The organism is Candidatus Methylomirabilota bacterium, assembly GCA_003104975.1.
GTDB lineage: Bacteria > Methylomirabilota > Methylomirabilia > Methylomirabilales > Methylomirabilaceae > Methylomirabilis.
The window spans coordinates 144,944-170,745 of sequence record PQAM01000018.1 but is presented as its reverse complement, the minus strand read 5'-3'; the positions used below and the strand labels follow the sequence as shown (position 1 = coordinate 170,745).

At 62.2% G+C, this 25,802-nt stretch carries 27 protein-coding genes and 1 tRNA gene; 9 read left to right on the top strand and 19 right to left on the bottom strand.

Going from position 1 to position 25,802, the window contains the following annotated elements:
* Nucleotides 1-178: 178 nt before the first annotated feature.
* Complete coding sequence (locus C3F12_13735) at nucleotides 179-679, bottom strand: hypothetical protein (protein PWB42958.1); 501 nt, start codon at nucleotides 677-679, stop codon at nucleotides 179-181.
* Nucleotides 680-1,026: 347 nt separating this feature from the next.
* Here C3F12_13735 and C3F12_13730 point away from each other — a divergent pair, with 347 nt between their 5' ends.
* From C3F12_13730 to C3F12_13700, 7 genes are all read left to right on the top strand, one after another.
* Nucleotides 1,027-2,754, top strand: a complete 1,728-nt coding sequence (locus C3F12_13730) for a hypothetical protein (protein ID PWB42957.1) — start codon at nucleotides 1,027-1,029, stop codon at nucleotides 2,752-2,754.
* Nucleotides 2,755-3,003: 249 nt separating this feature from the next.
* Entirely contained in the window at nucleotides 3,004-4,998 is a 1,995-nt protein-coding gene (locus tag C3F12_13725; protein PWB43037.1) for a uroporphyrinogen decarboxylase, read from the top strand.
* A complete protein-coding gene (hemH, locus tag C3F12_13720) occupies nucleotides 4,973-5,935 on the top strand; it encodes a ferrochelatase (GenBank protein ID PWB42956.1) in 963 nt (320 codons plus the stop codon). Before C3F12_13725 ends, hemH begins: the two co-directional genes overlap by 26 nt.
* A 26-nt stretch (nucleotides 5,936-5,961) precedes the next feature.
* Nucleotides 5,962-7,443: a protoporphyrinogen oxidase gene (gene hemG / locus C3F12_13715; protein PWB42955.1), complete on the top strand. Its 1,482-nt coding sequence runs from the start codon at nucleotides 5,962-5,964 to the stop codon at nucleotides 7,441-7,443.
* Nucleotides 7,444-7,524: 81 nt separating this feature from the next.
* Nucleotides 7,525-8,784 (top strand): hypothetical protein, encoded by a 1,260-nt coding sequence (locus C3F12_13710; protein PWB42954.1) that lies wholly within the window; start codon nucleotides 7,525-7,527, stop codon nucleotides 8,782-8,784.
* A gap of 79 nt (nucleotides 8,785-8,863) precedes the next feature.
* Nucleotides 8,864-10,537, top strand: coding sequence for a dihydroxy-acid dehydratase (gene ilvD, locus C3F12_13705; GenBank protein ID PWB42953.1), 1,674 nt, complete (start codon nucleotides 8,864-8,866; stop codon nucleotides 10,535-10,537).
* A 1-nt stretch (nucleotide 10,538) separates the two neighbouring features.
* Nucleotides 10,539-11,174: a hypothetical protein gene (locus tag C3F12_13700; protein PWB42952.1), complete on the top strand. Its 636-nt coding sequence runs from the start codon at nucleotides 10,539-10,541 to the stop codon at nucleotides 11,172-11,174.
* A gap of 524 nt (nucleotides 11,175-11,698) precedes the next feature.
* Here C3F12_13700 and C3F12_13695 read toward each other — a convergent pair.
* From C3F12_13695 to C3F12_13640, 12 genes are all read right to left on the bottom strand, one after another.
* The gene (locus tag C3F12_13695) at nucleotides 11,699-11,983 is read right to left on the bottom strand and encodes an acylphosphatase (protein ID PWB42951.1); all 285 of its coding nucleotides are present in this window, start codon (nucleotides 11,981-11,983) and stop codon (nucleotides 11,699-11,701) included.
* Between the two features lie 10 nt (nucleotides 11,984-11,993).
* On the bottom strand, nucleotides 11,994-13,055 hold the full coding sequence (locus C3F12_13690) for a farnesyl-diphosphate farnesyltransferase (GenBank protein PWB42950.1): 1,062 nt from the start codon (nucleotides 13,053-13,055) through the stop codon (nucleotides 11,994-11,996).
* A 9-nt stretch (nucleotides 13,056-13,064) separates the two neighbouring features.
* The gene (locus tag C3F12_13685) at nucleotides 13,065-13,373 is read right to left on the bottom strand and encodes a hypothetical protein (protein PWB42949.1); all 309 of its coding nucleotides are present in this window, start codon (nucleotides 13,371-13,373) and stop codon (nucleotides 13,065-13,067) included.
* Between the two features lie 436 nt (nucleotides 13,374-13,809).
* Nucleotides 13,810-14,436, bottom strand: a complete 627-nt coding sequence (locus C3F12_13680) for a PEGA domain-containing protein (protein PWB42948.1) — start codon at nucleotides 14,434-14,436, stop codon at nucleotides 13,810-13,812.
* Nucleotides 14,437-14,735: 299 nt separating this feature from the next.
* On the bottom strand, nucleotides 14,736-15,191 hold the full coding sequence (locus tag C3F12_13675) for a hypothetical protein (GenBank protein ID PWB42947.1): 456 nt from the start codon (nucleotides 15,189-15,191) through the stop codon (nucleotides 14,736-14,738).
* On the bottom strand, nucleotides 15,191-15,625 hold the full coding sequence (locus tag C3F12_13670; GenBank protein ID PWB42946.1) for a hypothetical protein: 435 nt from the start codon (nucleotides 15,623-15,625) through the stop codon (nucleotides 15,191-15,193). The genes C3F12_13675 and C3F12_13670 overlap by 1 nt, the downstream gene beginning before the upstream one ends.
* 160 nt (nucleotides 15,626-15,785) lie before the next feature.
* Complete coding sequence (locus C3F12_13665) at nucleotides 15,786-16,127, bottom strand: hypothetical protein (GenBank protein PWB42945.1); 342 nt, start codon at nucleotides 16,125-16,127, stop codon at nucleotides 15,786-15,788.
* A gap of 4 nt (nucleotides 16,128-16,131) precedes the next feature.
* A complete protein-coding gene (gene crcB, locus C3F12_13660; protein PWB42944.1) occupies nucleotides 16,132-16,512 on the bottom strand; it encodes a fluoride efflux transporter CrcB in 381 nt (126 codons plus the stop codon).
* 498 nt (nucleotides 16,513-17,010) lie between these two features.
* On the bottom strand, nucleotides 17,011-17,544 hold the full coding sequence (locus tag C3F12_13655; protein ID PWB42943.1) for an acireductone dioxygenase: 534 nt from the start codon (nucleotides 17,542-17,544) through the stop codon (nucleotides 17,011-17,013).
* A 2-nt stretch (nucleotides 17,545-17,546) separates the two neighbouring features.
* On the bottom strand, nucleotides 17,547-18,230 hold the full coding sequence (gene mtnB / locus C3F12_13650) for a methylthioribulose 1-phosphate dehydratase (GenBank protein PWB42942.1): 684 nt from the start codon (nucleotides 18,228-18,230) through the stop codon (nucleotides 17,547-17,549).
* Complete coding sequence (mtnX, locus tag C3F12_13645; protein ID PWB42941.1) at nucleotides 18,227-18,895, bottom strand: 2-hydroxy-3-keto-5-methylthiopentenyl-1-phosphate phosphatase; 669 nt, start codon at nucleotides 18,893-18,895, stop codon at nucleotides 18,227-18,229. The genes mtnB and mtnX overlap by 4 nt, the downstream gene beginning before the upstream one ends.
* Entirely contained in the window at nucleotides 18,892-20,121 is a 1,230-nt protein-coding gene (locus tag C3F12_13640; protein ID PWB42940.1) for a 2,3-diketo-5-methylthiopentyl-1-phosphate enolase, read from the bottom strand. The genes mtnX and C3F12_13640 overlap by 4 nt, the downstream gene beginning before the upstream one ends.
* 276 nt (nucleotides 20,122-20,397) lie before the next feature.
* Between C3F12_13640 and C3F12_13635 the strand changes: the two genes are divergently transcribed.
* Both C3F12_13635 and C3F12_13630 read left to right on the top strand, forming a co-directional pair.
* The gene (locus C3F12_13635; protein PWB42939.1) at nucleotides 20,398-20,658 is read left to right on the top strand and encodes a toxin HicA; all 261 of its coding nucleotides are present in this window, start codon (nucleotides 20,398-20,400) and stop codon (nucleotides 20,656-20,658) included.
* Nucleotides 20,642-20,977 (top strand): toxin-antitoxin system HicB family antitoxin, encoded by a 336-nt coding sequence (locus C3F12_13630; protein PWB42938.1) that lies wholly within the window; start codon nucleotides 20,642-20,644, stop codon nucleotides 20,975-20,977. Before C3F12_13635 ends, C3F12_13630 begins: the two co-directional genes overlap by 17 nt.
* Nucleotides 20,978-21,042: 65 nt before the next feature.
* On the opposite strand, the gene C3F12_13625 is transcribed toward C3F12_13630, so the two are convergent.
* The 6 genes from C3F12_13625 to C3F12_13600 form a co-directional block, all read right to left on the bottom strand.
* Nucleotides 21,043-22,011 (bottom strand): aldo/keto reductase, encoded by a 969-nt coding sequence (locus C3F12_13625; GenBank protein ID PWB43036.1) that lies wholly within the window; start codon nucleotides 22,009-22,011, stop codon nucleotides 21,043-21,045.
* A 182-nt stretch (nucleotides 22,012-22,193) separates the two neighbouring features.
* The gene (locus C3F12_13620) at nucleotides 22,194-22,733 is read right to left on the bottom strand and encodes a hypothetical protein (GenBank protein PWB42937.1); all 540 of its coding nucleotides are present in this window, start codon (nucleotides 22,731-22,733) and stop codon (nucleotides 22,194-22,196) included.
* A gap of 3 nt (nucleotides 22,734-22,736) precedes the next feature.
* Nucleotides 22,737-22,919: a hypothetical protein gene (locus C3F12_13615; protein PWB42936.1), complete on the bottom strand. Its 183-nt coding sequence runs from the start codon at nucleotides 22,917-22,919 to the stop codon at nucleotides 22,737-22,739.
* Nucleotides 22,920-23,019: 100 nt separating this feature from the next.
* The gene (locus tag C3F12_13610) at nucleotides 23,020-24,810 is read right to left on the bottom strand and encodes a phosphoenolpyruvate carboxykinase (GTP) (GenBank protein PWB42935.1); all 1,791 of its coding nucleotides are present in this window, start codon (nucleotides 24,808-24,810) and stop codon (nucleotides 23,020-23,022) included.
* Between the two features lie 195 nt (nucleotides 24,811-25,005).
* Nucleotides 25,006-25,080: transfer RNA gene (locus tag C3F12_13605), tRNA-Asn, on the bottom strand.
* 122 nt (nucleotides 25,081-25,202) lie between these two features.
* Complete coding sequence (locus C3F12_13600; protein ID PWB42934.1) at nucleotides 25,203-25,802, bottom strand: recombination protein RecR; 600 nt, start codon at nucleotides 25,800-25,802, stop codon at nucleotides 25,203-25,205.

The following is a 25,802-nucleotide window of genomic DNA, read 5'->3' as shown; positions in this document are numbered from 1 at the left end:
GATTGCCGCGCTCCCGTTGGTCGCTCGCAATGACGACGGAGCGGAGGTGATCTGGCCTCTGACGTTCATGCCCCATGGGCGCGCAGCCGGCGCATGGGGTATTGCTGAGACAGAACAGGCGCAAGGAATAGCGAAGGCCGGGAACACTCCCGGCCTTCGCTGAGTTCACGACCTGCTCTTATTGAAGAATCTGTCCGCGAATCTCTCCGGATGGGAAGAGGACGTTATGAACATTGGCATAGGTGAGGCCGGAGCGCATCGCCCGTACCAGTGCGGCAAAGTCCCCCGCTGCAATTCCCTGGACGGCGAGGACGTCACTCGCGACGATCGTTCCGTTCAGGAACGCCCCTGACGCCGGACAGGCCGGGGCCGTACCCTGTCCGCACAGAGGGGCTATCACGCCTCCGGTCACACCCGGCGCGCCCAGGTGAATATGGGCGACGGTGGCAGGCGACTGCAGATCGAAGTAGACCAAGGTATAGTTTATTGCGTTCTCAGCATCGTTGAGAGTGGCAAAGAGGAAACCCGTTCCGTTTGTGGAGATGGTGGAGGGGTTCGTCTCCTGGCCTCCGTTCAGGTGAGCGCCGAAATTCTCCGCCGCCATCGCCGGTCCTGCAGTGGAGAGCAGGGTTCCCAAAGCCAGTGCAATGACCCCTGAGTACATTCTACTCTGCCGCATTGTCGTCCCTCCTTGCTGTCGGGCGAGTGTCTCGCGCGACGGTTACAGTAGAAAGGTACAGCCCTCCTCTTACGAATAATAGTATGCCCCCCAAGACAGAATCGGTCTATAGGGTGTTTCCCCGACTGCCACCTGTGTCGCACCCAGGGGAAGACAAACCGCACTAAAAAGCGCCACCCTGCTTGCCCTATTTTTTTCGATGCGGCGTCACCATCACCGTCACTGCAGCGTAATTAATAATGGATCGTAGCTGGTCCGTCGTCAGAGTTGCGCCGGCATATTGGTGACCTTGGCCCCATGTTAAATTCATGATATAGAGACCTTTTCTGGGCGAAGGGGAAGTGTCGATGAACAGGACAGTGGCAGCGGTATCGGTATTCTTGGTTCTTGGGGTTGTACATCCGGTCTGGGCGCGGGAGTGGCCCGCAAATCCAGCGCGCCTGAGCTTGCTTGAAGGGCAGGTCGCCGTCCTGATGGCCGGGGCATCCGAAGGGGTAGCCGCTACCTCCAACCTGCCCCTGGGACCCGGAGACCGCGTCTGGATAACAGGCCCTGGCAGGGTCGAGATTCAACTTCCGGCGGGTAACCTCGTGCGCCTTGGGGACGACACGAGCCTCGAGCCCGGCGCGTTCCCGTTTGCCGCCGCCGGGGCGGCGCCGACCCGGCTCGAGCGCGGGATGGCGACCTTTTATATCAGGCGGCAGCCGCCTGAGCCCACCGTCTTTCAGGTGGAGCTGCCGCAAGCCACCATTCGAACCTCTATCCCTTCGACCTTCCGCACCAATCTCTACCCCGACGGCTCCGCCCAGGTCTCGGTCTACGCCGGAGAGGTGGTGATCCAGACCCCCGAGGGGAGGGCCGAGGTCCGAAACCGCCAGACGCTGCGGGTGGGCCCCGACCGGCGCTTTCAATTATACGCGCTTGCGCCATGGGACGAGTTCGATCGCTGGAACGACCTGCGGGACATCCAGCTATCGCGTACGACCCCGGCCTCTTACCTCCCGACGGAGTTGACCCCATATGCCTCTGATTTCGTGGCCTATGGCCACTGGGTCCCGGTTCCTCCGTACGGCTACGGCTGGGCTCCTATTGTAGAGGCGGGCTGGTCGCCGTTCCGACACGGACAGTGGATCACGTGGCGGGACGAGCTGGTATGGCTCTCCTTCGAGCCCTGGGGCTGGGTGCCGTATCATTACGGCCGGTGGCTCTTCTACCCTGCGGTCGGGTGGGTCTGGATCCCGCCCGGACCTGAGTTGGTGGTCTGGAACCCAGGGGCGGTGGCCTGGATTACCGGCCCCGAGTTTGTTGCCTGGATCCCGCTGGCGCCCGGGGAGATCTTTTTCGGTGTCCGGGATTTCGGCCCTGCAAGTGTGAACATCACCGAGGTTCACGTGACCAATGTTCACGTGACCAATGTCTTCGTCAACACCAGGGTCACGAATGCCGTCGTCGTCGTCCACAAAGACACGTTTGTGGCGGCTGGGCGGGCCCCCGCCTCGTTCAGCCCGCCAAAGGATGTCTTTGCCGCCGGCGGTCGCCGGGCGATCGGACCGCCACCGCTCCGGCCGGCAGCCCTCGTGTTGCGCCACGTCCCATCCGGGTCTGGGGCCCGGCAGGGGACGCCGCAACTGTCTACGCCTGGGCGAAGGGCCCTCGATCCGGGCAGACCTGCATCGCCGACCGTTCGAGGCGTTGAGAGGAGTGGGGCTCGCGGTGGGCCTTTCGTGAGCCCTGTCGAAAGGCCTGTCGTGCGTCCTGCCGAACGGCCGCCGGTTGCCGCAGGCATGCGGCCGGTCCCTCGCCAGGAGGTTCACCAGCGCAGGATCACGCCGGAAATCCGGTTGGGGTCGCCCCCGCCCCCCGCTGCATCGATGCACCGTCATGGCGGCAGGGCCGCCGAGGTCCGGTCACCCCGGTCGCCGAGTTCTTCAATGGTCCCGGCAACTCCGCGGGCTGCCCAATCCGTCCATGGTGGTTCGACCGGGCTCACCACAGGCGGAACACGAGGAGGGATGCCCGCATCGTCGCGCGCCGGCCAGGGTCATCCGCACCCTGCGCGAGCCGGCGGCCGGTGACGGTCATTGAACTTGCGGTGTATCTTTGCTGTGGCGCTTTTGCTCGACCCACCCTATACTAAGAGCCAATCGGTTCAGCTGTTCCCCGCGTCATTGCGAGGCGAAGCCGAAGCAATCTCACGGTCCTTCAGGACAACGACGGTGAGATTGCCGCGCTCCCGTTGGTCGCTCGCAATGACAGACATATGAACGGATTACGCGACCAATGTTTCGTTTTTGGACTTCATCGCTCCTGAAGAGGCTTGAATGATGAACCCGGTTGCTGCGCCGGCGCTTGCCGGCTTGACCGACCTTACGGTGGTCTCCTTGGAAAGCCGGCTGGCCGCCGCCATGACTGAGATGATCAGCCGTCATGGGGGAAGACCGGTGTCTGCGCCGGCGCTTCGCGAGATCCCATGCGCGGACGATGCAGAAGCCAATGAGTTTGCGAAGGCATTGTTGGACGGCCGGATCGACATGGTTGTGTGGCTGACCGGCGTCGGTACCCGCACCCTGCTTGCCGCTGTGGAGGGTACCGTCTCGCGCACGGCATTTCTGACAGCCCTGAGTCGGATTTCGTCGATTGCCCTGGGTCCAAAACCCCAAGCCGTCTTGCGGGAACTGGGTATCCCGATCGCGTTGACCGTCCCGGAACCCAACACCTGGCGAGAAATCCTGGGCGCGATCGACGCTGCGGCGATCCCCTTACAGGGATGTCGGGTTGCGGTTCAGGAATACGGACGCAGCAACCCGGAGCTGGTGGCGGGGCTTGAGACGCGCGGCGCCAGTGTCCTGCGAGTCCCGGTCTACCAGTGGGCATTGCCGGAGGATTGCGAGCCGTTGCGGCGGGCGATCAAGTCCATTATTAACGGCGAGGTCGACCTGGTCCTCTTTACCACCGCCGTACAGGCCGACCATCTGTTACAGATTGCGGCGGCGGATGGTCTGGAGCAGGCGCTGCGGGCAGGTTTACGCGAGACGGTCGTCGCGTCGATCGGACCCACCTGCAGCAAGGCGCTGCGGGAGCACGGCATTACGGTCGACCTGGAACCTGAACATCCCAAAATGGGCCATCTGGTTCAGACGGCCGCGCGTCACGCCAACGTACTGCGGCGGATCAAGCGAGCAAGGACGGTGCGGGAGGCGGCAGGCGGGAGGCGGGTAGGGGCGCCGCTTGCTGCGCCCTTTTCGGGCAGGGCAAGCCCTGCCCCTACGTCTGACATCGCTGCCGACCTGTTGCGGGAGAGTGCGTTTCTTAAGGCCTGCCGTCTGGAGCCGGCCCCCTATACGCCGATCTGGATCATGCGGCAGGCAGGGCGGTACTTGCAGGAGTATCGGGAGATCCGAGGGAAACTGTCGTTTCTGGAGTTGTGCCACCATCCGGACCTGGCAGCAGAGGTGACGGTGACCGCTGCCGAACGACTTGGGGTGGACGCCGCGATCATCTTCGGCGACATCCTCCTGGTAGTGGAGCCGATGGGGGTCGGATTGGAGTTTACTAAAGGGGACGGTCCGGTCATTCACCATCCGGTCAGGTGCGGGGCCGACCTGAAACGGCTACGACCGGTGGATATACAGGCATCGCTCTCATTTCTCTTTGAGGCGGTACGCCTGGCGCGCGCAGCGCTGCCGCCGACCATCCCGCTCATCGGATTCGCCGGGGCGCCGTTTACCCTGGCCTCGTACCTGATCGAGGGACGCGGGTCGCGCCAGTATCAGCAGACCAAGACACTCATGTACCGCGACCCTGCCGCGTGGCATGCCCTGATGGAACGGCTGTCGGATGTGGTCTCCGACTACCTGAACGGGCAGATCGCCGCGGGGGTGCAGGTGGTCCAGTTGTTTGATAGCTGGGTCGGCTGCCTCAGCCCCGATGACTATCGCGAGTTCGTCCTGCCCCACACCCAACGCGCCATTACGAAGCTGACGCCCGGCGTGCCGGTCATCCACTTCGGGACCGATACGACGTCGCTTTTGCCGCTGATCCGGGAGGCGGGCGGGAACGTGATCGGACTGGACTGGCGAGTGGACCTCGGAGAGGCCTGGGCCGGCCTCGGCTATGAGGTCGGTGTTCAGGGGAATCTGGATCCGGTGGCGCTGTTCGCCGAGCCGGACAAGATTCGTCGCCAGGCGGACCGTATTCTGGAGCGCGCGGCCGGGCGGCCGGGCCATATCTTCAACCTCGGCCACGGCATCCTTCCGCAGACCCCCGTCGACCACCTGCGCGTTCTCATTGACCATGTCCACGACGCGACGGCACGGTGACGCGGCCCTGCCGTTCGATGCGGTCCTGATGGTCGCCTTTGGCGGTCCCACACAGCCGGAGGAGGTCCGGCCGTTTCTTGCTCATGTACTGCAGGGCGTACCGATCCCGCCTGAACGTCTGGAGGAGGTAGCCCGTCACTACGACGCGCTCGGGGGTCGGTCGCCGATCGCCGAGCGGACCTTTCAGAAGGCCGAGAGGCTGGCCGCACTGCTTCAGCGGGAGGGGCCACAACTGCCGGTCCATGTCGGGATGCGCTGTTGGCGCCCCTTTATCGCCGAGGCAGTCGCGCACATGCGCCAAGACGGGATTCGGCGCGCGGTCGGGCTGATTATGGCGCCGCACGACTCCGGGGCGGCAAGCTGGGACAGGTCGGTGCAGGCCGTCACAACCGCGCTCGACAACAGTGGACCCGGCGCGCCGGCGGTCGAATTCGCCCCGCCCTGCTTCGACCATCCGGACTTCATTGCGGCGATGGCCGAACTGGTGCGTGCGCAACTGCTGCCGATCCCCCATGCGCAACGACACAGGACGCCGCTGATCTTTACGGCCCACAGTATCCCGGCCGCCATCGCCGCTTCGTGCCCGTATGTGCAGCAGCTTGAAACCTCGTGCCGTCTCGTCGCCGAGACCTTAGGACACCCCTGTTGGTCTCTGGCCTATCAAAGCCGCAGCGGCAGTCCCAGAGAGCGATGGCTTGAGCCCGATATAGGCAACGTCCTGCGCGCGCTCCACGCCGAGGGGCATCGATCGGTCGTCGTCGTCCCCATCGGCTTTGTCACCGACAACGTCGAGATCTGCTACGACCTGGACGTCGAGGCCAAGCGGCTGGCCGATGCGCTCGGGATCGAATTCAGACGGGCTGATCCTGCGAACGATCATCCCCTTTATATCCGCGCCCTGGCCGATCTGGTGCGCCGGCAAGTGGCGCAGGGCTAGCAACCGGTTGGCGAGCGCGGATGGGGATGCAGCGGCACAGCGGCAGGACACGCATCGTGGTCGTGGGGGGCGGCATCGCGGGCCTCGCCGCCGCCCATCGGCTGCTGGAACGGTGCGCGCAGGATGGGCTGCCTCTCGAGGTCCGTCTTCTGGAGGCCGCTGCGCGCGTCGGCGGCTCGGTCAGCACCACACATCGGGATGGCTTCATCCTCGAATCGGGACCCGATACGATCTTTACCGACAAGCCGTGGGGCGTGGATCTGATCCGGCGCCTCGGTCTGGGCGACCAGATCATCGGGACGAGCGAGGCGCACCGCCGGACCTTTGTCGCGCGCGGGGGCGTACTCCACCCGCTGCCTGAAGGGTTCGCCCTGATCGGGCCGACCAGGATCCGGCCGTTTGTGCAGACAGGTCTGCTGTCGTGGCCCGGCAAGGTACGAGCGGGGATGGACCTCGTACTGCCTAGAGGGAGGCCGGTCGACGACGAAAGTCTGGCGTCCTTCGTGCGGCGCCGCTTTGGACGGGAGTTTCTCGACCGGCTGGCCCAGCCGATGATCGGCGGGATCTATGGCGCCGATCCGGAACGGCTGAGCCTTCGCGCGACCTTCCCGCAGTTTCTGCAGATGGAGGCGACGTACCGTAGTCTGATCCTCGGCCTGCGACGGATGCGCCCAGCCGGTCGTCACGCAGGCGGGACCAGCAGCGGCCCACGCTATGGCCTGTTCGTCACGCTGGACAAGGGACTGCAAGACCTCGTCGACGCGCTGGTGCATAGGCTGCCCGCCGAGACGCTGCATCTCGGTACGGCGGTTGACGGGATCGCGCACACGGGGCACGGGTGGACCATTCGACTTGCGGACAGCACCCACGTGCAGGCCGATGGCCTGATCCTGGCTCTCCCGGCCTTCGAGGTCGCGCGGCTGACCCGCGACATGGACCGCGACCTGACGCGACAGCTTGAGGCGATCCCCTACGCCTCTTCGGTGACGATCAATCTGGCCTACCGCCGAGACGCGATCGGGCATCCGTTGGACGGGTTCGGCTTCGTGGTGCCGGCCTGCGAGGGGCGCACCATCATCGCCTGTTCGTTCAGCAGCATCAAGTTCGCCCACAGGGCGCCCGTCGGGTATGTCCTGCTGCGCGCCTTTGCGGGAGGCGCGCTCCAGCCGGAGCCGTTCACATGGGACGACGAGCGGCTGCTCCGCGCGGTCTGCCGCGATCTGGAGGAGTTGCTGGCGATCCATGCGCCGCCCTTATGGAGCCAGTTGGTCCGCCACGCCCGCGTGATGCCTCAGTACCAGGTGGGCCACCTGGCCGGATTGGCCGCGCTCGAACAGACGCTGCAGCGGTGGCCGACCCTCAAGCTGGCCGGCAACGCCTACCGCGGGGTCGGCGTCCCCGACGTCGTACACAGCGGGGAGATGGCCGCCGATTCGTTGCTGGCAGCGTTGGCGCCGTTACCGATGGAGCCCGCCTCCGCTTGTGCCGAGGGTGATTCTCCCCTATAATACTTTACCCGGGGCCTGGAGATGACGACGCGGATCGACTCAATCAGTGATTCCGTCACGAGCGTAAGAAGGAGAATGCGTATGCAGGCAAGGAAGATCGTTACGTTGTGTGGACTCGTGGTCGTGATCTTTGCTGCGGGTTGCGCGACCACCCCGTCGAAGGTTGCCTACATCGTCTCAGAAGGGCAGGGGGCCACCTCGGTGCTGGTTCAGAACGCGGATGGCAGCAGACCCGTCCGCGTCCCGGGTCTATCCGGCGCAATGTCGGAGATCGTCATGTCGCCCGGCGGACAACGGCTGGCCTACGTGACCGGAGAGACGACCACCGGCCTCGATCAGATATTCGTCGTCGATCTGGACGAAAATAACAACATCATAGGGGTGAGGCGGAACGTGTCGGATGAACTCTCCAGCGCGGGAAGCTTCTCGCCCAAGTTCCTTGATGACGACCGCCTCCTCTATCTGTCGGAAACTCGTGGCGACCGGATCTTAGTTCTGGTTGACCTGCGCACCGGTGGCAAGCAGAAGATTTCCGCAATCAGCGGATCGATCGACACTGTGATCCGGTACAACATTGACGGCAAAGAGGCGCTGTTCTTTGGACTCAATAAAGAGATTCGCCGATATGACCTCCCGACCGGACCGCTTCGGTCGATTGTGGCAAACACAGGGAGCGCCTCGGGGCTGGCCTATGAGAAAATGGGGGTCTTTGAGAACGCCCTCATCTTCAGCACAATGGTCACCCCGAAGGAACGAGCCTTCTCGCATATGCGTCTGGACGGTACGGAACTGAGGGCCGTTGCTGAGATCCCCTCTGAGTTCATCCTTCCGATCATCAGGCTGGCGTACGATCCGGCGGCACGAGTTCATCGGTTCAGTCTGTTTGATTTTACGTTGGTCACACGGCTCGAGGAAGAGCTGGTCACGCTGGAAGGATACGAGATTACCGCGCAGAAGATTACCGAACGACATCTTTTTTGGGTTGTGCGCGATCTGCGTAACCCGGACCTGGTGCGCGCGGTCTATGCGGCAAAGGGTTTGGAGGGTCTCAGGACGGGCGCCTACGAGGGAGCCGTCTATCTCGCGTCGACCAGGGATCTGTTGGTCTGGTATGATCCTGCCGGCAAGAAAATATGGGGGGCGCCGCTGGACCGGATCGGTAGCGATCCCGTCGATCTCTCAGCAGGCGTAGCCCGAGTAGCCAATCGCCCCTTTTCGGTGTCGGCGCACAACATCGGCGTCGTCACAGAGGACGGCAGGTTGTACCTACTTTCAACCAACCGCACGTCACCGCCCCGTTTGCTGGGGCAGGGTATTCACATGACCCTTACGCGCCCGTGAGTCGTTGCAGCCATGATATGGTTGTCGCGCTGCGCGACGGGAAGATAGAGGTCGAGGCGTTGTCAACAGGGAGGAGGTTATGACGTTTGATCCGCGACATAAGAGCCGAACATTGTTGGATGGACCGGACCGCGCGCCGGCCCGGGCCATGCTCAAGGCCATCGGGTTCAAGGACGAGGACCTTGCGCGGCCGATCGTCGGCGTGGCCCACTGCTGGATCGAGGTCATGCCCTGCAACATTAATCACCGGACGCTGGCTGAGCGGGTCAAGGAGGGGATCCGGGCAGCCGGCGGAACGCCGATAGAATATAACACCATCGGGATCTCCGACGGGATTTCGATGGGAACCGAAGGGATGAAGACCTCCCTGGTCAGCCGGGAGATCGTCGCCGACTCGGTCGAACTGGTGGCCAGAGGCCACCTGTTTGACGGCCTGGTCGCCATATCCGGGTGCGACAAGACGATCCCGGGTACGGTCATGGCGCTGACCCGCCTGAATATCCCGGGCCTGATGCTGTACAGCGGCTCTACCGCCTTCGGCGACTACGAAGGCCGCCACCTCACGATCCAGGATGTCTTCGAGGCGGTAGGCGCCTACAATGTCGGTACGATGCCGGCCGAGGAGCTTCGCGCCATCGAAAACTGCGCCTGCCCCGGCGCAGGCGCCTGCGGCGGCCAATTCACCGCCAACACCATGTCCACCGCCTTTGAAATGCTGGGCATCTCACCGATGGGCTGGAATGGTGTCCCGGCGACCGATGCGCGGAAGGACGAGGTGGCCTTCGAGTGTGGGAAGCTGGTGATGGAACTGCTGCGCCGGGGGATCACGCCGAAGCAGATCCTGACCCGCAATGCCTTTTGCAACGCCATCGCCGGGGTGATGGCCACCGGCGGGTCTACCAATGCCGTCCTTCACCTGATTGCTGTAGCCAAGGCCGCCGGGGTCAAGCTGTCGCTGAATGATTTCGATCGGATTTCGAGAACGACCCCGCTCCTGGCCGATCTGAAGCCGTGGGGACGCTTTACCGCCCCCGACATGTATAGAGCAGGCGGGATGCCGCTGGTGGCCAGACGTCTGCTGGATGCGGGGATCCTACATGCCGATGAGCTGACGGTCACCGGTAGAACGATCGGCCAAGAGGCGCGGGCGGCCCGCGAGACCAAAAGACAGGTAGTGATCTCTCCGCTCCGGAAGCCCATCAAACCAACCGGAGGGATGGTCATCATGAGAGGCAATCTGGCGCCTGACGGGTGTGTGGCGAAGGTCGCCGGTCACGAACGGATGGTCCATCGCGGCCCAGCCAAGGTCTTTAACCGGGAGGAGGACGCCTTCACCGCCGTCAAGGCCGGGAAGATTAAGGCGGGCGACGTGGTCGTGATTCGCTACGAGGGGCCCAGGGGCGGGCCTGGGATGCGTGAGATGCTCGGTGTCACCGGCGCCTTGGCCGGCGCCGGCCTCCTGGACTCGGTGGCGCTGATGACGGATGGGCGCTTTTCGGGCGCCACGCATGGTCTGATGATCGGCCACATCGCGCCAGAAGCAGCGGTAGGCGGACCGATCGCCGCGCTGCGTACCGGGGATATCGTACACCTGGACATCAAGCAGCGTCGCCTGGACGTTGAGCTGTCGGCCGCTGAACTCAAGCGGCGTCTCAAAACCTGGAAGCCGCCTGCGCCACGCTACAAGAGCGGCGTCATGGCCAAGTATGCCCGCACCGTCTCGTCGGCCTCGGAAGGCGCCGTCACGGATTGATATGGAATTGCTCTGGACTCTGTTCCACACTATCTACGATGTCGAGGGGCTGGTACGCGTCGGCGGCCTGATGGCGCTCGTCGCCATCGTCTTTGCGGAAACCGGTCTGCTGATCGGCTTCTTTTTGCCGGGCGACTCGCTACTGGTGACCGCTGGGCTGTTCGCGGTCAGCGGCCATCTGGAGCTGTGGAGCCTTTTCCTGTTCGTCAGCCTGGCCGCTATCGTGGGCGATGCCGTCGGCTATTTCCTTGGCGCGAGAACCGGCCCTAAGATCTTCTCCAGGGAGGACTCCCTGCTATTTCATAAAAAACACCTCACCAGCACCAAAGAGTTCTATGATCGCCACGGTGGGATCACCATCGTCCTCGCTCGGTTCATGCCGATCCTGCGCACCTTTGCGCCCGTTGTAGCGGGGGTCGGCAACATGCGGTACAGTCGATTCGCCATGTATAACGTGCTGGGGGGGATCGGGTGGGTCGTCAGCATGACCTCCATCGGCTATTTCCTCGGCAAAACCATCCCGGACATTGATAAATATATCCACGTCGTCATCGCCGCCGTCATCATTCTTTCCTTAGTGCCCGGGATTGTCACATTCGTGAGAACCCGTCAGCGCGCCCGCAAGCTTTCCACGTAATTCCCCCCTCCTCATTCTTTTGTAGGGGCGCCGCTTGCTGCGCCCTGACCTCACGTCTGCCTTGACAGTAGGGTCCACCTTAGTGGTACGGAATGGTGAATGGTAGTTCGGTGGCTTATACCCTCGCCAAGAAGCGAGACGCTCCTTTACGCCTTCTAGTGTCCTGAGCCAGAAATCCGGTGACGAAGTCGGCACTCCATGTGTCGTTATTGTTCCGAAAGTCCCCCGTGTCATTGCAAGGCGAAGCCGAAGCAATCTCACAGTCGTTCGGGGCAACTACGGTAAGATTGCCGCGCTCCCGTTGGTCGCTCGCAATGACGGTGACGGGACGGTCTCGCAACAGACTTTCATGCCCGTAGGCGCACCAGCAGCGCATGCGGTATTCCCGCGGAAGCGGGAATCCAGAACCCCCGGTATTTCCTGGATTCCGGCTTTGCCACAACCTGTCGCAAAATTACCGATGGGCTCTCCGCACGGCTGGCAGTGCAAATGCCGGCCTTGGCTGGTGAGCCCGCTATGTTTGTTCAATACCTGATCCCGAAGCCCTGTTCGCCCTGGGGCTCCGACCAGACTACCTCAACATTGCTCACGCGCGCGGCCGATGGGCCTTTGTGACACCAGGCGATCATCGCCTCCACGGCTGACTTTTCACCCTCGAATACCGCCTCGACCCGACCATCCGCCGTGTTCCGTACCCACCCGGCGATGCCGGCGGCGGATGCCTCATCCACCGTATAGGCGCGGTAACAGACCCCCTGCACCCATCCCGAGATCACGACATGCGCCCTGACGTGCTTGTGTTCTGTCATGTTTCCGCTCTTAGTCGGCGACCGACACGTCTTGCCATAGGCGTTGATAGTATCGGTCCAGGGCCGCATCGGAGCCGATCCGCACCAGTGAGCGCGCCATGATGCCATAGACTGCCCCGCGCGGGATCTTGATCACCACGCTCGGGTCCAGCAGATTCGGCGATCTCGCCAGCAGCGCCAGCGTCTTGAGGCCGATGAACAGGGGTAAGATACAGGCGAGGCGCATTCGGATCTCGTGTCGTGGAATTGCCAACGTATAGGCCCAGCCCTCTTGGTAGTGCTCGAGGGCAAGCGCCAGGAGAGAGTGCAGCAACGGCCTGACCTTGGTAATCGCTGATGGGTTGAGCAGATCGGCGGGTTGAAGACCTAGGGCTTCCAACTCCTGTTTGGGGAGGTAACAGCGGCCGATGCGGAGGTCCTTCGGGATGTCGCGCAGAACGTTGGTCATCTGCAGCCCCTTCCCGAACCGAACCCCGCGTCGCCTCATCACCTCCCGATCCCATCCGGTAAGTGAGGGGCGATGTGCCAGGTGGATATCGGTCCAAAACTCCCCCACGCACCCCGCTACATAGTAGGTGTACCGATCAAGATCGGCTCGTGTTTCCAGGGCGACGAGGCGGCCCTCATCCTCACCGGGGAAGGTAGCGAGATCCATGACCATCCCCTCCGTCAGGGTCAGGACCACATCTCGAACCATTGCCTGATCGGGCGGATTGAGGGAAACGAGGATAGCAAACCCCTCCTCGAGGCGGGTGAGCAACTCCCGCTCGGCTGCATCCTGCTGCCGTTCCACCAGCGCCTCTTTGATAAGCGAGAGCCGTTCGGCGCTTCCTTCCCGGATCGCATCCCGGAAGAGTTCAAGGTGCTTCAGACGTTCGGCGCGGCCGATGAGGGCGGTATCGGCGATGGTGTCGGCCGCTCTGGCCAACAGATACGCCAGGCCGATCGGTCGCTGCAGATCGCCGGGAACCGCCTTGAGAGTCAGATAGAATGAGCGGCTGACGTGCTTGAGGAGTGGGCCGAGCAGGTCTTGATGCTTCATTGCGGCGGGTGGTTCGGTCAGGCTCACCACAGGCGGGGGCTAGTCCAGGTCGATGTCCCGGGTGGGCCGGGTGACCGGTTCGTCTTTCGCCTTCTTGAGCAGCTCTTTGAACTTCCGTTCCAGGAGTTTCCCCTTCTCCTTCTCCGCCTCCATCGACTCCCTAAAGTGCGCTTCGCGCCGACTAGCTTCACCCTTCAGCTCCTCGACGGCCGCCTTCAGATCCGTGACGGTCTCCGCCTTCGGCGGCGGCTCATGGTGCAGAACGGCACCCAGTTCAGGGTCAACCGTGAGCCTCGCCTGGCAGCAGGGACAGACCACCTCGATGGTCAGCTTCGATTCTTGGCTCATATTTTGCTCCCAGCACCTCATGCGCCAGCAGCGCCCGCAGGCATACATGTCCCTCCGGCTTCGTCATTGCGAGCGACCAACGGGAGCGCGGCAATCTCACCGTCGTTGTACTCAAGAACTATGAGATTGCTTCGGCTACGCCTCGCAATGACACGGGAACTTGCAGTGATATTTGGCGTGACCATCGAAAGACTAACACACTGTATAGACCTTTGCAAAAGGAGGTCGACATTCAGTAGGGGTGGGCCAGCTTTCAGGCAACGGCACGGCTGGTGGGACACCGCCACCCTCGGACTCTTGTCACACGTATGGGACAAGACGAGTCAGGGAAGCGGATGGGCCGCTCACATGAACGGAGCCGAGGCCGCAGCCGGAGACCTCTTGATCGCCGTGACCAGGGAGGCCAGAGGGCACACAAATAAGACGTTGGGAAGGATCATTTTAGGTACATCTCTACGACCCTGTCGGCGAAAACGGGGATATCTTTATAGGCCTCCGAAAGCGCACGGATCTTGGTGGTGGCATCATCCTGCTGCGCGTCAGGAATCTTAAGGATATTCAAGAGCGAACGGACATACTCACCCTTATCATTCTTTGTGAGCTCCTCATGAAGACTCTTGTACGCCACGACTATATACTCCTTAGCCTTCTGCTGGTCACTGAGGGTGGGCTTTCCGTCAATCCGGTTCGTGCCATCGGGCTCAAGTGTCACCATGTATTGACTCGGGGCATACTTGTACATGGACCCGGTAATGCCATCGGTTGTCGATCCGGGGAGACCTCCGATTACGATGTTGCCCCAAAACCATCCGTTAAGGTCGGTCTCGAATTCTCTTGAAAGCGTCTTATAGCCTTCCTTTGAGAAGGCTAGCGATTGCCCTTTTTCCCTCTGTAGGTTGGCTGTCAGAGGAGTCTTTCCGATGATCCTCCCATTCACCGTTACCGTTGCTCCTTCTGGATTGGAAGTGAAGCTGACTTCTTGAGTTCTACCAGATACGATACTGGCACATCCCGCAAGAGCAACAAGCGCGAAGAGCAGAGCTGCGAGCCTAGCCTCTTTCATGGGTAGCTCCTTCTAACAGGTTGGGTCTCTCGGGTGAGATCATCTGATGTAGCATTACTGTGCTTAACTAAACATCAGAAAAAGTATCGCGCATATTATAAGACTGTACAGCTCTTTGTCAACTCGTATATGATACAACAGGTTAAAATAATCGTTTATAAAGCACTATTGTTGTTCTTTGCAACATTGTCGCATAGATTGCCACACCATGAACTCTTCGACGGACCTGTCTTGGAGAGTGCCGCCGTATCCTGGACACATTCAGACCGAGTCACCGGCCACGCAGCCTCATGTAAACGTCAGGGGCGAAAACGCGGATCAAATCGGAAGGGCTTTGGGGCGTTCCAGGAAATGCGGCTGAATAGGGGATGGGCCGGGTTGAGGAGATAATTGCGTTCCTCAGGAATCACGACGGAAGGCACGGAGAGGATCGGGGTCTGACGGGCCGCCACCCATGTGGCGCCGATGGCGCGCAGGGCATCTGGTCCGGGGTATGCCCGCCAATGAGCCGGGAGATCCACGATCATGACGGACTGAATGTCGAGAATGGAGGGGACGTCGGCGGACACAGCAACGAGATGGTGTGGAAACAGGTCCGAATCAAGGTTGACGAGGTATTCCAGCGTGGCGAGCGACAAGGTGGCGGAGGTGTAGACGACTGCGGTACCGGGAGGGTTCCACCGTCCGCCGAACAGCCGGGCGCCTTCACCATCGGGTGTAGCGTGCTGTCTTGCGCATAGGCGCCACACGCGCATTAGCTGATCACGCCGTGCTCAATCCGTCCCAGCAGGTCCTCTACCTGCTTGGCGCCGATATCCGTACTAAGGAGGCCGAGTGGGGCAGCAAGTCCGAGCGCCCGATTCGGCCGGTGTAGCCATATCGCGGCCTTATCTTCGGCTCCAAAGACTTGAGCGGCTTGGGTGGCAATGCGGGCGAGCCGCATCAAACGGTCGGATTCGTCATGGCGTAAACGGCGGCTATGTTTCCGGCGGGCGATGGTGCGGGCAGGGATCTGCAGGAGCGTTTCGACCTCGCCACGATTAAGCTGAAACCGTCGCATGACCATCTCCAAGGCCGCGAAAGGAAGGCCGCCCGCGATGAGCCGGTGGAAGTCCGCCAATGTGGTGATCCGCCGCTTGAGAGCGGTCGGGCCACCCAGGGTCTTGCTGAGACTTTCAACTGAGATCATAGGTGTTTCCCTCGACAGATCTTTCGGTCTTTAGGCAGGGATAATCGGCGTACTCTACGGTACACATTTGCTTCGAAGTGCCCATTTGGCGTAATCATAGTGCCAAATGGCAGTTGTGTCAAGGCGAACTTCGGCAGGCTCTGACCTGTTTGATGTGGCCCTACTCGGTCTTGCGGCTGCGGTACAGGCGAACGTTGACCTTCTCAATCGTGGCCAGGCCCTCGGTGATGTCGTCGTCGATAAGGTCGAGGAACGCTTCGAGCTTTTCGCGGCTGTCGACGATCTCCACGACCACCGGCAGGTCGAGCGAGAGTCGTTCGATCTTGAAGGTATGCAGCCGACTGTGCGCGCCGTACCCCATCAGGCCCCGAAGCGCGGTCGCGCCAGCCAGGCCCTGCTCGCGCGCCTTGAGGACAACCCACTCGTATAGCGGTTTCCCGGAGTGGCGGTCGCTCTCGCCGATGAAGATCCGGAGCAGGTAGCCTTCCTGAGGGATCACCATCACCTCACCTCCAGATGGCATGCGCCATTGTCCGGCCGACCCAGACCGCCCCGATCGCCAACACCGCATGGGTCAGCAGATTCAGCAGCGCAAACGTCCACTCGCCGTCGCGCAGCAGGTTGACTGTCTCGTTCCCAAAGGTCGAGAAGGTGGTGAACCCGCCCAGCGCGCCGATCACCACCAAGGCGCGCGTCTCCGGCGACAGGAAGGCGCGCGCTTCGGCCAGTTCGGAGAGGCCGCCGATGACAAAGCACCCGATCACATTGACCGCCAGGGTACCGACAGGAAACAGTTCGCCCGTCCGATTCTGAATGTACCCACTGACCAGATAACGGGCGATCGAGCCGAGAAATCCCCCAATGCCAACAAGCAGAACCGTTCCCACGGCACCTCGTTTCAAGTCGTTTCGCTATTGGACGCACCGGGCAGCCTCACTTACCCTGCTTCCCGCAGCGTCGCGCGAAAGACTAGCATGCTGCGCATGCCTTTGCAAAACAGTCGGTGGGCGGGGTAGTGGGTCAGTTTCAATCCAATAAGCAGACAGTCTCCTCAAGTGTTAGGCTCAGCCATCCACAAACCCCCCCCTTTCAAAAAATCCCCCAGTGCTTTAAGAGCCACACAAAACCAATGATGACGAATAGCGTTATTTCTGGCAACAATGATGGCAACCCGGTATTCTCCATCGCTCAACCCCCTTTCGTGATGTCGTCCGACCGTTAAATGGATTGGTCGGTCCATCTCCATCAAAAACACAAAAACTCCTACCGACAACGAGCCATCGGTAGGAGTTATCAATCCCGGATGGAACACCGGGATACTTATTCGGCGAACTCCATCGCCTATTTTTTAAATTTTTATATCAGGCACCCTTTCGGCTGTCAAGTTAAAACGCCACGGGGGCGTCGTCGTAGATGGCAGCCCAACCCGAAGGGTCCTGGAAGAGGCGAATGCACTTGATCCGCCGATCCTCGGCCAGCGTAAACCAGTGGCGGGTACCCGCAGGTACCGTGATGAGATCGCCGGGACCGACGGTCAGCTCGAAGTAGCGGCCACGCCGCCCGCGGATCGTGAAGATGCCGTGGCCGTCCACCACAAATCGCACCTCGTCCTCGCTGTGGTGGTGCTCCCGACCGAACTTGCCGAGCAGCGTTTCCAGGTCGGGGGTCTTTTCGGAGAGGACAACAACATCGGCCGCAACATATCCTCCTTCGGCCTTGAGTGATTCTACCTCCTCTTTAAATGTTGCCAGAATCTCCGCCTTTTCGATCTCGGTCAGAGCATAGTTGTCTCGTAATTCTGCGCGCAGCTTCGACACGTTCCAGTTGCGGTAGATGAGGTCCTCGCCCTCGAGAAAACTCGCCATCTCCCCGGGCTCTTCGATGAGCCGATTCCCAGTCCGCAACCTGATTGTCGCCATATTTAGCCTCCCACAACGCTTCCCTGCCCAGCCTCTACCATCGTGGACGGAAGGCTCCCTCGCTGGACGGACCACCACCGGAATAGGTATTCCCACATAAACTCAAAGGCTTCGACGTGTCGCCTCGCCTCGAACGGGTTCGCGCCCCAGGCATACAGTCCATGGCGTCGGATAAGCGCCCCGGGCACCCGCGGATCGGTAATCCGCGCGACGACGGCATCCGCCAAGGCAGGCAGATGGAAGAGATTTTTCACGATGGGAACCCGGATCGCAGCCGCCTCCTCCCAGATGTCGAGCCCCTTGAGCATTTCAAGATCCCGAAGCATCACCTCGCCCTGGGGGGCGAACAGTTCTGCGATCAGGTTATTCCACACGGTGTGCACGTGCAAGACGCAACCGCATCCCGTGGCCTCGTAGATGCGGGCATGAACCGCTGTCTCGGCCGACGGGCGTAAAGCCCCAGGCTCCACAGGCTTCAATGAGTCGTCTACAAGGAGGAAGTCGGCTGTCGTCATCGACGCCTTATCTCGACCGCTGGCGGAAACCATCAGCAGGAGCGGCTTGTCCGGGGCGCTGACCCGCGCCGAGAGATTGCCGCTGGTCGCGGGAAACCATCCCCGCCGGGCGAAGCTCGCGGCGATCTCGGCCAGGGCCGTCCGGGCCTGCTCCATGGCGTGAGTCGTCATCGGTGCGCTGCTGCTTTCATGCGATCGAGCAGCGCCATGACATCATAGAAGGTCTCGAAGGGCTCATAAGGGATCCCGGTCTCTTGACACTTCACAATCAACAGATCGCGCGCGATGACCAGGTCGGCCAGCTTGGCCGCCTGCAGGTCGGTGACCCCGTCCCCGATCACCACCCGCCGGTACTGCTCGGGCGGGAAGCGTCGCATGATGCTGGGCTTGCACATGCCGCAGTCGGCCCGACACTGCTCGTCGCAAGCATGAGGCCACAGAATCCGCACCGTAGAGCCGCTGCAGTCGCTTCCATTGCAGTAGATCTGATCCCTTGAGAGAATCCCGTCCAGGATGGGGTAAATGAAGAAATCGACCCCGCCGCTGGTCAGCAGGAATCGATGATCATGCACCCGGCAGTAGTCCAGAAACTCCCAAAACCCGCGCCGTAAGGAGGTTGTCCGGCGTGCATACGCCACCATCTCCGGGACCCGGGACGACGGGATACGGGCAAAGATGCCGCCGACCCCCTCCCGCACACTCATAGATCCGCCGATGATCGCGTCGCGCACCCCCTCCCATCCGGGCGGTCCGAACGCCCGAAAGAGCGCGACTATGACCTCCTGCTCGGCGGCGGTCCCGTCGAAGTCGCAGAAGACAACCGTCTGCCGGCTCATGCCACCGGAAACCCTTTGGGGATTCTGGGCCTGCCGCCACCCCACTGGTCCAGGGCGGCCTGCAGTTCATGGCTCTGCGCGGCGGCCTGCTCCAGCGCAACACCGGCCACGCCGGCGGCGATTGCCGCGCGGAAGGCCCGCCCGCCGGCAGCCGCACCGCCCGGATGGCCATGGATGCTGCCTCCGGCATTGATGACGACATCGGGGCCGAAGTCGTCCATCATGTGCGGCACCAGGCCGGGGTGGATCCCGGCGGACGGCACAGGTAAGGCAGGACGACACGGGAGGCTGGTCGTATCTCTGAGTCGTCGGGCCAGATCAAGCGCCACAGAGCGATCCAGCGCCATCCCACCATACGGAGACGGAAACAGAACCAGGTCGGCCCCGGCCAGCCGCATCAGTGTCCCCAACAACAGGGGCGCGGCGATGCCGTATTCGTGGGACGGATAGAGCGCTCCGGCCAGTGCCGGGTGGGCGACAAGGGGAACTGTAATCTCCGGATCCTCCGCCAGTCGCTGCAGGACATCAAAACCGTAGGGCAGGACGTTGATGAGCAGCGCATTCGCACCAAGCCGCACGGCCCGCCTCGCCTTCTCGGGAAGCCGATGCACCGGACCGGTCAGGTTGATCGCATACAGGACGGGCTGGCCCGTCTCGCGCCGTGCCCGCTCGGCCGCCCGCAGACACGCCTCCAGGCGCTGCTCGAAGGGCGCGTCGGCGTCGTTGAAGAGGATCTCGTCATCCTTGATCAGATCGACGCCGCCCAACGCCTGCCGGAAAAAGCCCTCGGCCAGCTCAGCCAGCGTCAGGCCTACACATGATTTGAAGATGCTCATGAGCAGCGGCCGATCACGGACCCCGAGTTTCTCGCGGACCCCCTCCACCCCGAGCTTCGGCCCGGGAAAGGCGGCAGCGAAGTCGGGCGGCAGGGTAAGGTCCAGCAGGCGGATCTTCCCGTCCATGGAGAGCTTGCCGAAGGTAGCGGTCAGCAGCGCCGGCAGGTCAGGCGTAAGGTTCGCAAGCGGATAGGCGATCCGAATCAGGCTCGCATCCACCGACACGACGCGGCCGACGTGGCGCTGAAGAGCCGCCAGTCGGTCAGCAGGAAGGTGGGGCCAACTGCCGACCGTCATCCCCAGCGCGATCGTCTCGGCCTTCCGCGTCCAATCGCCCCCCTCGGCCAGCCGATAGGTCGCAATGACATAGTCGTTCCAGGTATCGTCCACAGACGCTGTCCCCTTCTGTTCGCTTGTCTCAATACCACACCGATCACCGGTCCGTCATTGCGAGCGGCCAACGGGAGCGCGGCAATCTCATCGTTTTTGAAGGTACGAAGAACGGTGAGATTGCTTCGGTCGCTACGCTCCCTCGCAATGACGTGGGCGGGAAACCTTCGAACCAGTCAGAGCAGAAAATAGCACGCAAGGGCGGGAATGTCGAGTGGGGGGTCACACATGGGGTAGGCATTTGACAGCCGATACCAGTATTGATACTATTTCGACGTGTCGACCATCGCAGGCATCCTTGAGATCATGCGGCATCATCCCACAGGGGTTCGCTTTGCTGACCTGTGCAAGGTCTGCGATCATTATTTCGGGCAAGCCCGACTGACGAGCGGAAGCCATCGCGTGTACAAGACGCCGTGGAGTGGCGATCCGCGGGTCAATATCCAACATCACAAGGGATACGCCAAGGCCTATCAGGTCAAGCAGGTACTCAAGGCAATCGACAGAATGGAGATGGAGCATGGTACAGCCACATGACAAATATACCTATCGGGTGACCTGGTCGGAAGACGATGTCGAATACGTAGGACTGTGCGCGGAGTTGCCGAGCCTGAGCTGGCTAGCGCGTACGCCGGAGGCGGCGTTGAAGGGCATCCGGAAGCTCGTGCGCGAGGTGGTCGCCGACCTGCGCCGCCACGCGGAAGCGGTCCCTGAGCCGCTCGCCACCAGGCATTTCAGCGGCAAGTTCATGGTCCGTGTCCCGCCCGACGTGCATCGGCAATTGGCTATAGAGGCCGCTGAATCCGGGGTGAGTCTCAACCGGCTGGTCAGCGCAACCCTCAGTCGCTCAACGTAACGCTACCGACTGTCCAGCCACACCTTCAGGCGGGCCCAATCGCGGAGCGGGAGTCGCCATTCTACTTACTGGTAAAAGTTCCGGGGCCAGGCGTGGGTGCGGAGGGCGGCCAATATCTCGGGGGCGAGCGGCCGGCCGTCGGAGACGGCGCAGTTGGCTTCGACATGCTCTGACCGGCGCATCCCGGGGATGACGGTAGAGACTGCCGGGTGGCTCAGGCAGAACTTCAGCGCAAGCTGCGTCACCGTCTTGATCTCGCCCCCCAACAGCGGCCTGAGCCGATCTACCCGTTCGCACGTCTCCCGCAAGCGGTCGCTGCGAAAGTAGAAGCTCTGCACTGATTTCTCTGGAAAAATTGTGTCCGGGGTGAGGCTGCCGGTCAGGCCCCCTTCGTCGAAGGGGACCCTGGCGATGACGCCGACGTCATGTGTCCGACAGAGTGGGAACAGCTCGGCTTCCGGCGATTGGTCGAAGATGTTATAGATCACCTGGACGGTATCGACCAGCCCGGACCGGACCAGTTCCAGCGCGCTGTCCGGCCGGTGATCCATGATGGAGACGCCGAAGAACCGGAGCTTTCCCTGCTGCTTTAACCGATGCACCGCCTCCAGCCACTCCGACTCGCCGAGCCACTCATCGCGCCAGACGTGAAGCTGCTGCAGGTCAAGGCGGTCCGCCTCAAGGTTTCGGAGGCTCTGCTCGGTACAGGTGGTGATCCAATCGGCCGGGAAGGCCTGCCGCGCCGTTGTCCCCTCCCTGGGCGGCCACTCGCGACCCTTCGGTGGAACCTTGGTGGCGACGAAGACGCGATGCCTGGCCTCCTGAAAGGCCCTAGCGATCAGTCGCTCGCTGTGCCCGTCGCCATAGGCATGCGCGGTATCGATCACGGTGATGCCCAGTTCCAGCGCCCCTATCAGGGCCTTGACCGAGAGCGCATCGTCGGTCTCGCCCCACCACCCCTTGCCGATTCCCCAGGCCCCGAACCCGATCTCCGACACCTGTACGCCGGTGCGTCCGAACCTGCGATGTTCCACGTCATTCATCCTCTACAATGAGGTCGCCCTGCCCCCCTCACCTTCGTCCTCTCCCCCACTTCGGGGGAGAGGAGATCAATTTTGGTGTCCCTGATCGCTGGGCGCAGTGCGCAGTTCGTTTTTGTATTGCCCTCGCCCCAATTTTGGGGAGAGGGGGAGGGTGAGGGGCAATTGCGGGCCGGTCAATTGGTGTAGTGGCGCGCGCGCTCAGTCTCTGCCGCAGCAACTAAGGCGGCATACGACTCTTTGACCAGCGCCTGTGCGTCGATCCCCAACGTCTGCCGCACACCCTCGACCTGGTCTGCCACCAAGGGGAGCTCTTTCGGCTCCTCGACCGTCCCGTGCAACTCGACAAAGCCCCCCAGTCCCTGCACCTTGTCGAGGTGGACTCGGACGCCCCCCAGCACAAAGGTCTGGCGTCGCTTTGCGACGACGACGCTGACGCCGAGCGCATTGGCCAGCATCGCCTTCAGGCCTTCTGGGTCCTCGACCGGATAGAGGTCGTAGTGGCACGCCTGCGGCCCGGCAACGTCGTCGCGGAGATAATGAATCAGCGCAGCGCCCGACTCCAGCGTCTCACGGAGCGTGAGGCGGCCGGCGGCCACAGTGAAATAGGTGTCGATCTGCCGCTCAGGCTCCTGCCCCTCGGCGCCGAGCGACTCGCAACGGGCTCGAAGCCCTCCGAGGTCGTCACACCGCGCCTTCAACTCAAGATCAAGCATCGGTCAATTCCTCATCGCACGGACCTGCCCCTCGAACCGGGCATCCGGCTCTACCCGGAACTCCTCGCCGCACTTTTGGCAATTCCCGGACCAGGAGCGATCCGGCTGTCTGGTCAGGATCACGGCGCCGCAGACCATCTTCCCCGCGAGCCGGTGAAGTGTAATAGCCACAAACTGCTCTTCCACTGTCTTCCTTCAGTCGGTGTTGGTCGTCTCACTGCGCTGCGCCGGCAAGCCTTACGGGTTGGTGGTGAATTCGAGCCGGACTCGCCGAATGACGCGACGGCTACGGGGCAGGCGGGGGCTCGGCGGTATTGGCGGGGGCATTGAGACGACTGAGCCGGTGGCGCAGCGCCTCGTGCTCCTGTCGGATCTGAATGGGGAGGCGCGGGTTCAGCCGGTCGAAGAGCAGTCCCTGCTCCGCCTGCTCGGTCGTCCAGGCGTCGACATCGATCCTCAACAGCTCATCCTCGACACCGTCCGACAGCCTCAATCCATCCAGGTTCAACGCGTCGGGGGTCGGAATGAGCCCGATAGGGGTCTCGACAGCCTTGCCTCGGCCCTGTGCACGCTCCACGATCCACTGCAGGACACGCATGTTCTCGCCAAAACCGGGCCAGAGGAACCGGCCGTTGTTGTCGGTGCGAAACCAATTGACATGGAAAATCGTGGGCGGATGTGCGATCCGCGCACCCATATTCAGCCAGTGGGCGAAATAGTCGGCCATGTGATAGCCACAGAACGGGACCATCGCCATCGGATCGCGCCGGGTGACTCCCACCGCTCCCGACTGGGCCGCTGTCGTCTCTGAGGCCATCCCGGCCCCAATAAAGACACCGTGCTGCCAATTGAATGCCTGATAGACGAGCGGCGCCACCCGGGCACGACGCCCTCCAAACAGTATGGCCGAGATCGGGACCCCTTCCGGATCCTCCCAACTGGGGGAGATTGACGGGCATTGCCTGGCGGCCGTCGTAAACCGCGAGTTCGGGTGGGCCGCCGGTCCCTCCCCGGAACGCCACGGGTTGCCCCGCCAATCGGTGAGGCCGTCGGGAGGGGTCGGGTCCTTCCCTTCCCACCACGGCTCGCCGTCAGGGGTGACGGCCACGTTGGTAAAGATCGCATTTCGATCGACTGCGGCCATACTATTCGGATTGGTCTTGACGCTGGTGCCGGGCGCAACGCCGAAGAATCCCGCCTCCGGATTGATGGCCCGCAGCCGTCCATCGGACCCGATGTGCATCCAGGCGATGTCATCGCCCACCGTCCACACCTTATAGCCCGCGAGATCCGCCGGGGGGACCAGCATGGCCAGGTTGGTCTTGCCGCAGGCGCTCGGAAAGGCGGCCGCCATATAGGTGACCTGCCCCGAGGGGTCCTCCACCCCGATAATCAGGGTATGCTCGGCTAACCAACCCTCCTCTCGGCCGATCCAACTGGCAATGCGAAGGGCGTGGCATTTCTTCCCCAGGAGGGCGTTGCCTCCGTATCCCGACCCGATGCTCCAGATGAGACGCTCTTCGGGGAAATGCAGGATGAAACGGCGATCCGGACTGAGATCCCCAAGCGAGTGCAGCCCGCGAACAAAGCTCCCGGACTCGCCCAGTCGCTCAAGCGCAATCTTCCCCATGCGGGTCATCAGCCGCATGTTGACGACGACATAGGGGCTATCGGTGATCTCGACGCCGACCTTGCTGTAGGGGGAACCGCCGGGGCCCATCAGATAGGGGATGACAAACATCGTCCGGCCCTTCATGCTCCCCTCAAACAGCTTTCCGACCTGCGCGCGCGCCTCTGTGGGATCCATCCAGTTGTTGGTGGGGCCGGCATCCTCCTTTTGAGCTGTGCAGATGAAGGTCAGGTGCTCGGTCCTGGCGACGTCCGACGGATGGCTGCGATGCAGGTAGCACCCGGGATAGCGCTGATGGTTCAGAGCGATCAGGGTTCCGTCCCGAAGCATCCCGTCAATGAGGATCTGGCGTTCCTCCTCCGACCCGTCGCACCAATGGATCCGATCCGGTCGGGTGACCCTCGCTACCTGATCTACCCACAGCTCTAACGCTCTATGTTGAGGCATCTGGTCTCCTCACAATCTTGCATGGACCGCACCAATTAGCTGTCAGGCGTACAGAATCGCCCGATCCCGTCATTGCGAGCGACCAACGGGAGCGTGGCAATCTCAGCATTCTTGAAGTTGCGAAGAACGGTGGGATTGCTTCGGTCGCTACGCTCCCTCGCAATGACGCGGGCGAGAGCTTTCTAATCAAGGAAATGGCTCCCCGGGTAGGGCTCGAACCTACAACCTAGCGGTTAACAGCCGCTCGCTCCACCATTGAGCTACCGGGGATCACTGGCAGTCTAAAAGCAGCTTTCAGCAGTCAGCGAACAACTGAATCCCGATAGCTGAAAGCCGGTGTTTAATTTAGCGCACTCAACGGATGTGGGCAACGAATTTCTGGCCCATGCCGGTCACAGGTCGCGTCGTCCTTCCAGCGCCTTGGACAGCGTCACCTCGTCGGCATACTCCAGGTCGCTCCCCATCGGCAGGCCGCGCGCGATGCGCGTCACCCGAACAGCCAGCGGCTTCAGCAGGCGCGAGAGATACATTGCGGTCGCCTCGCCCTCGACGTTCGGATTGGTGGCCAGGATGACCTCCTTGACCTCGCCCTCCTCAAGACGTTGCAAAAGGGCCTTCGCCGTTAACTGATCCGGACCCCGGCCCTCGAGCGGCGACAGCGACCCGCCCAGGACGTGGTAGCGTCCCTTGAAGGTCGCGGTCTTCTCGATCGCCCAGAGGTCGTTCGCCTCTTCCACCACGCACAGCACCGATCCGTCGCGTGTCGGGTCCGCGCAGATCGGGCACTGCTCGCCCTCGGAGATGTTGTAGCAGACCGCGCAGCTTCGGATCCGATCCTTCAGCTCGACGATGGCCTGCGCCAACGCGATCGCCTCCTCCCTGCCGACCTTGAGCAGGTGAAATGTCAGGCGCTGGGCGGTCTTGGGCCCGATGCCGGGCAGGCGGACCAGTTCGCCGATCAACCGAACCAGGGTGGGGGCATAGCGCGACAC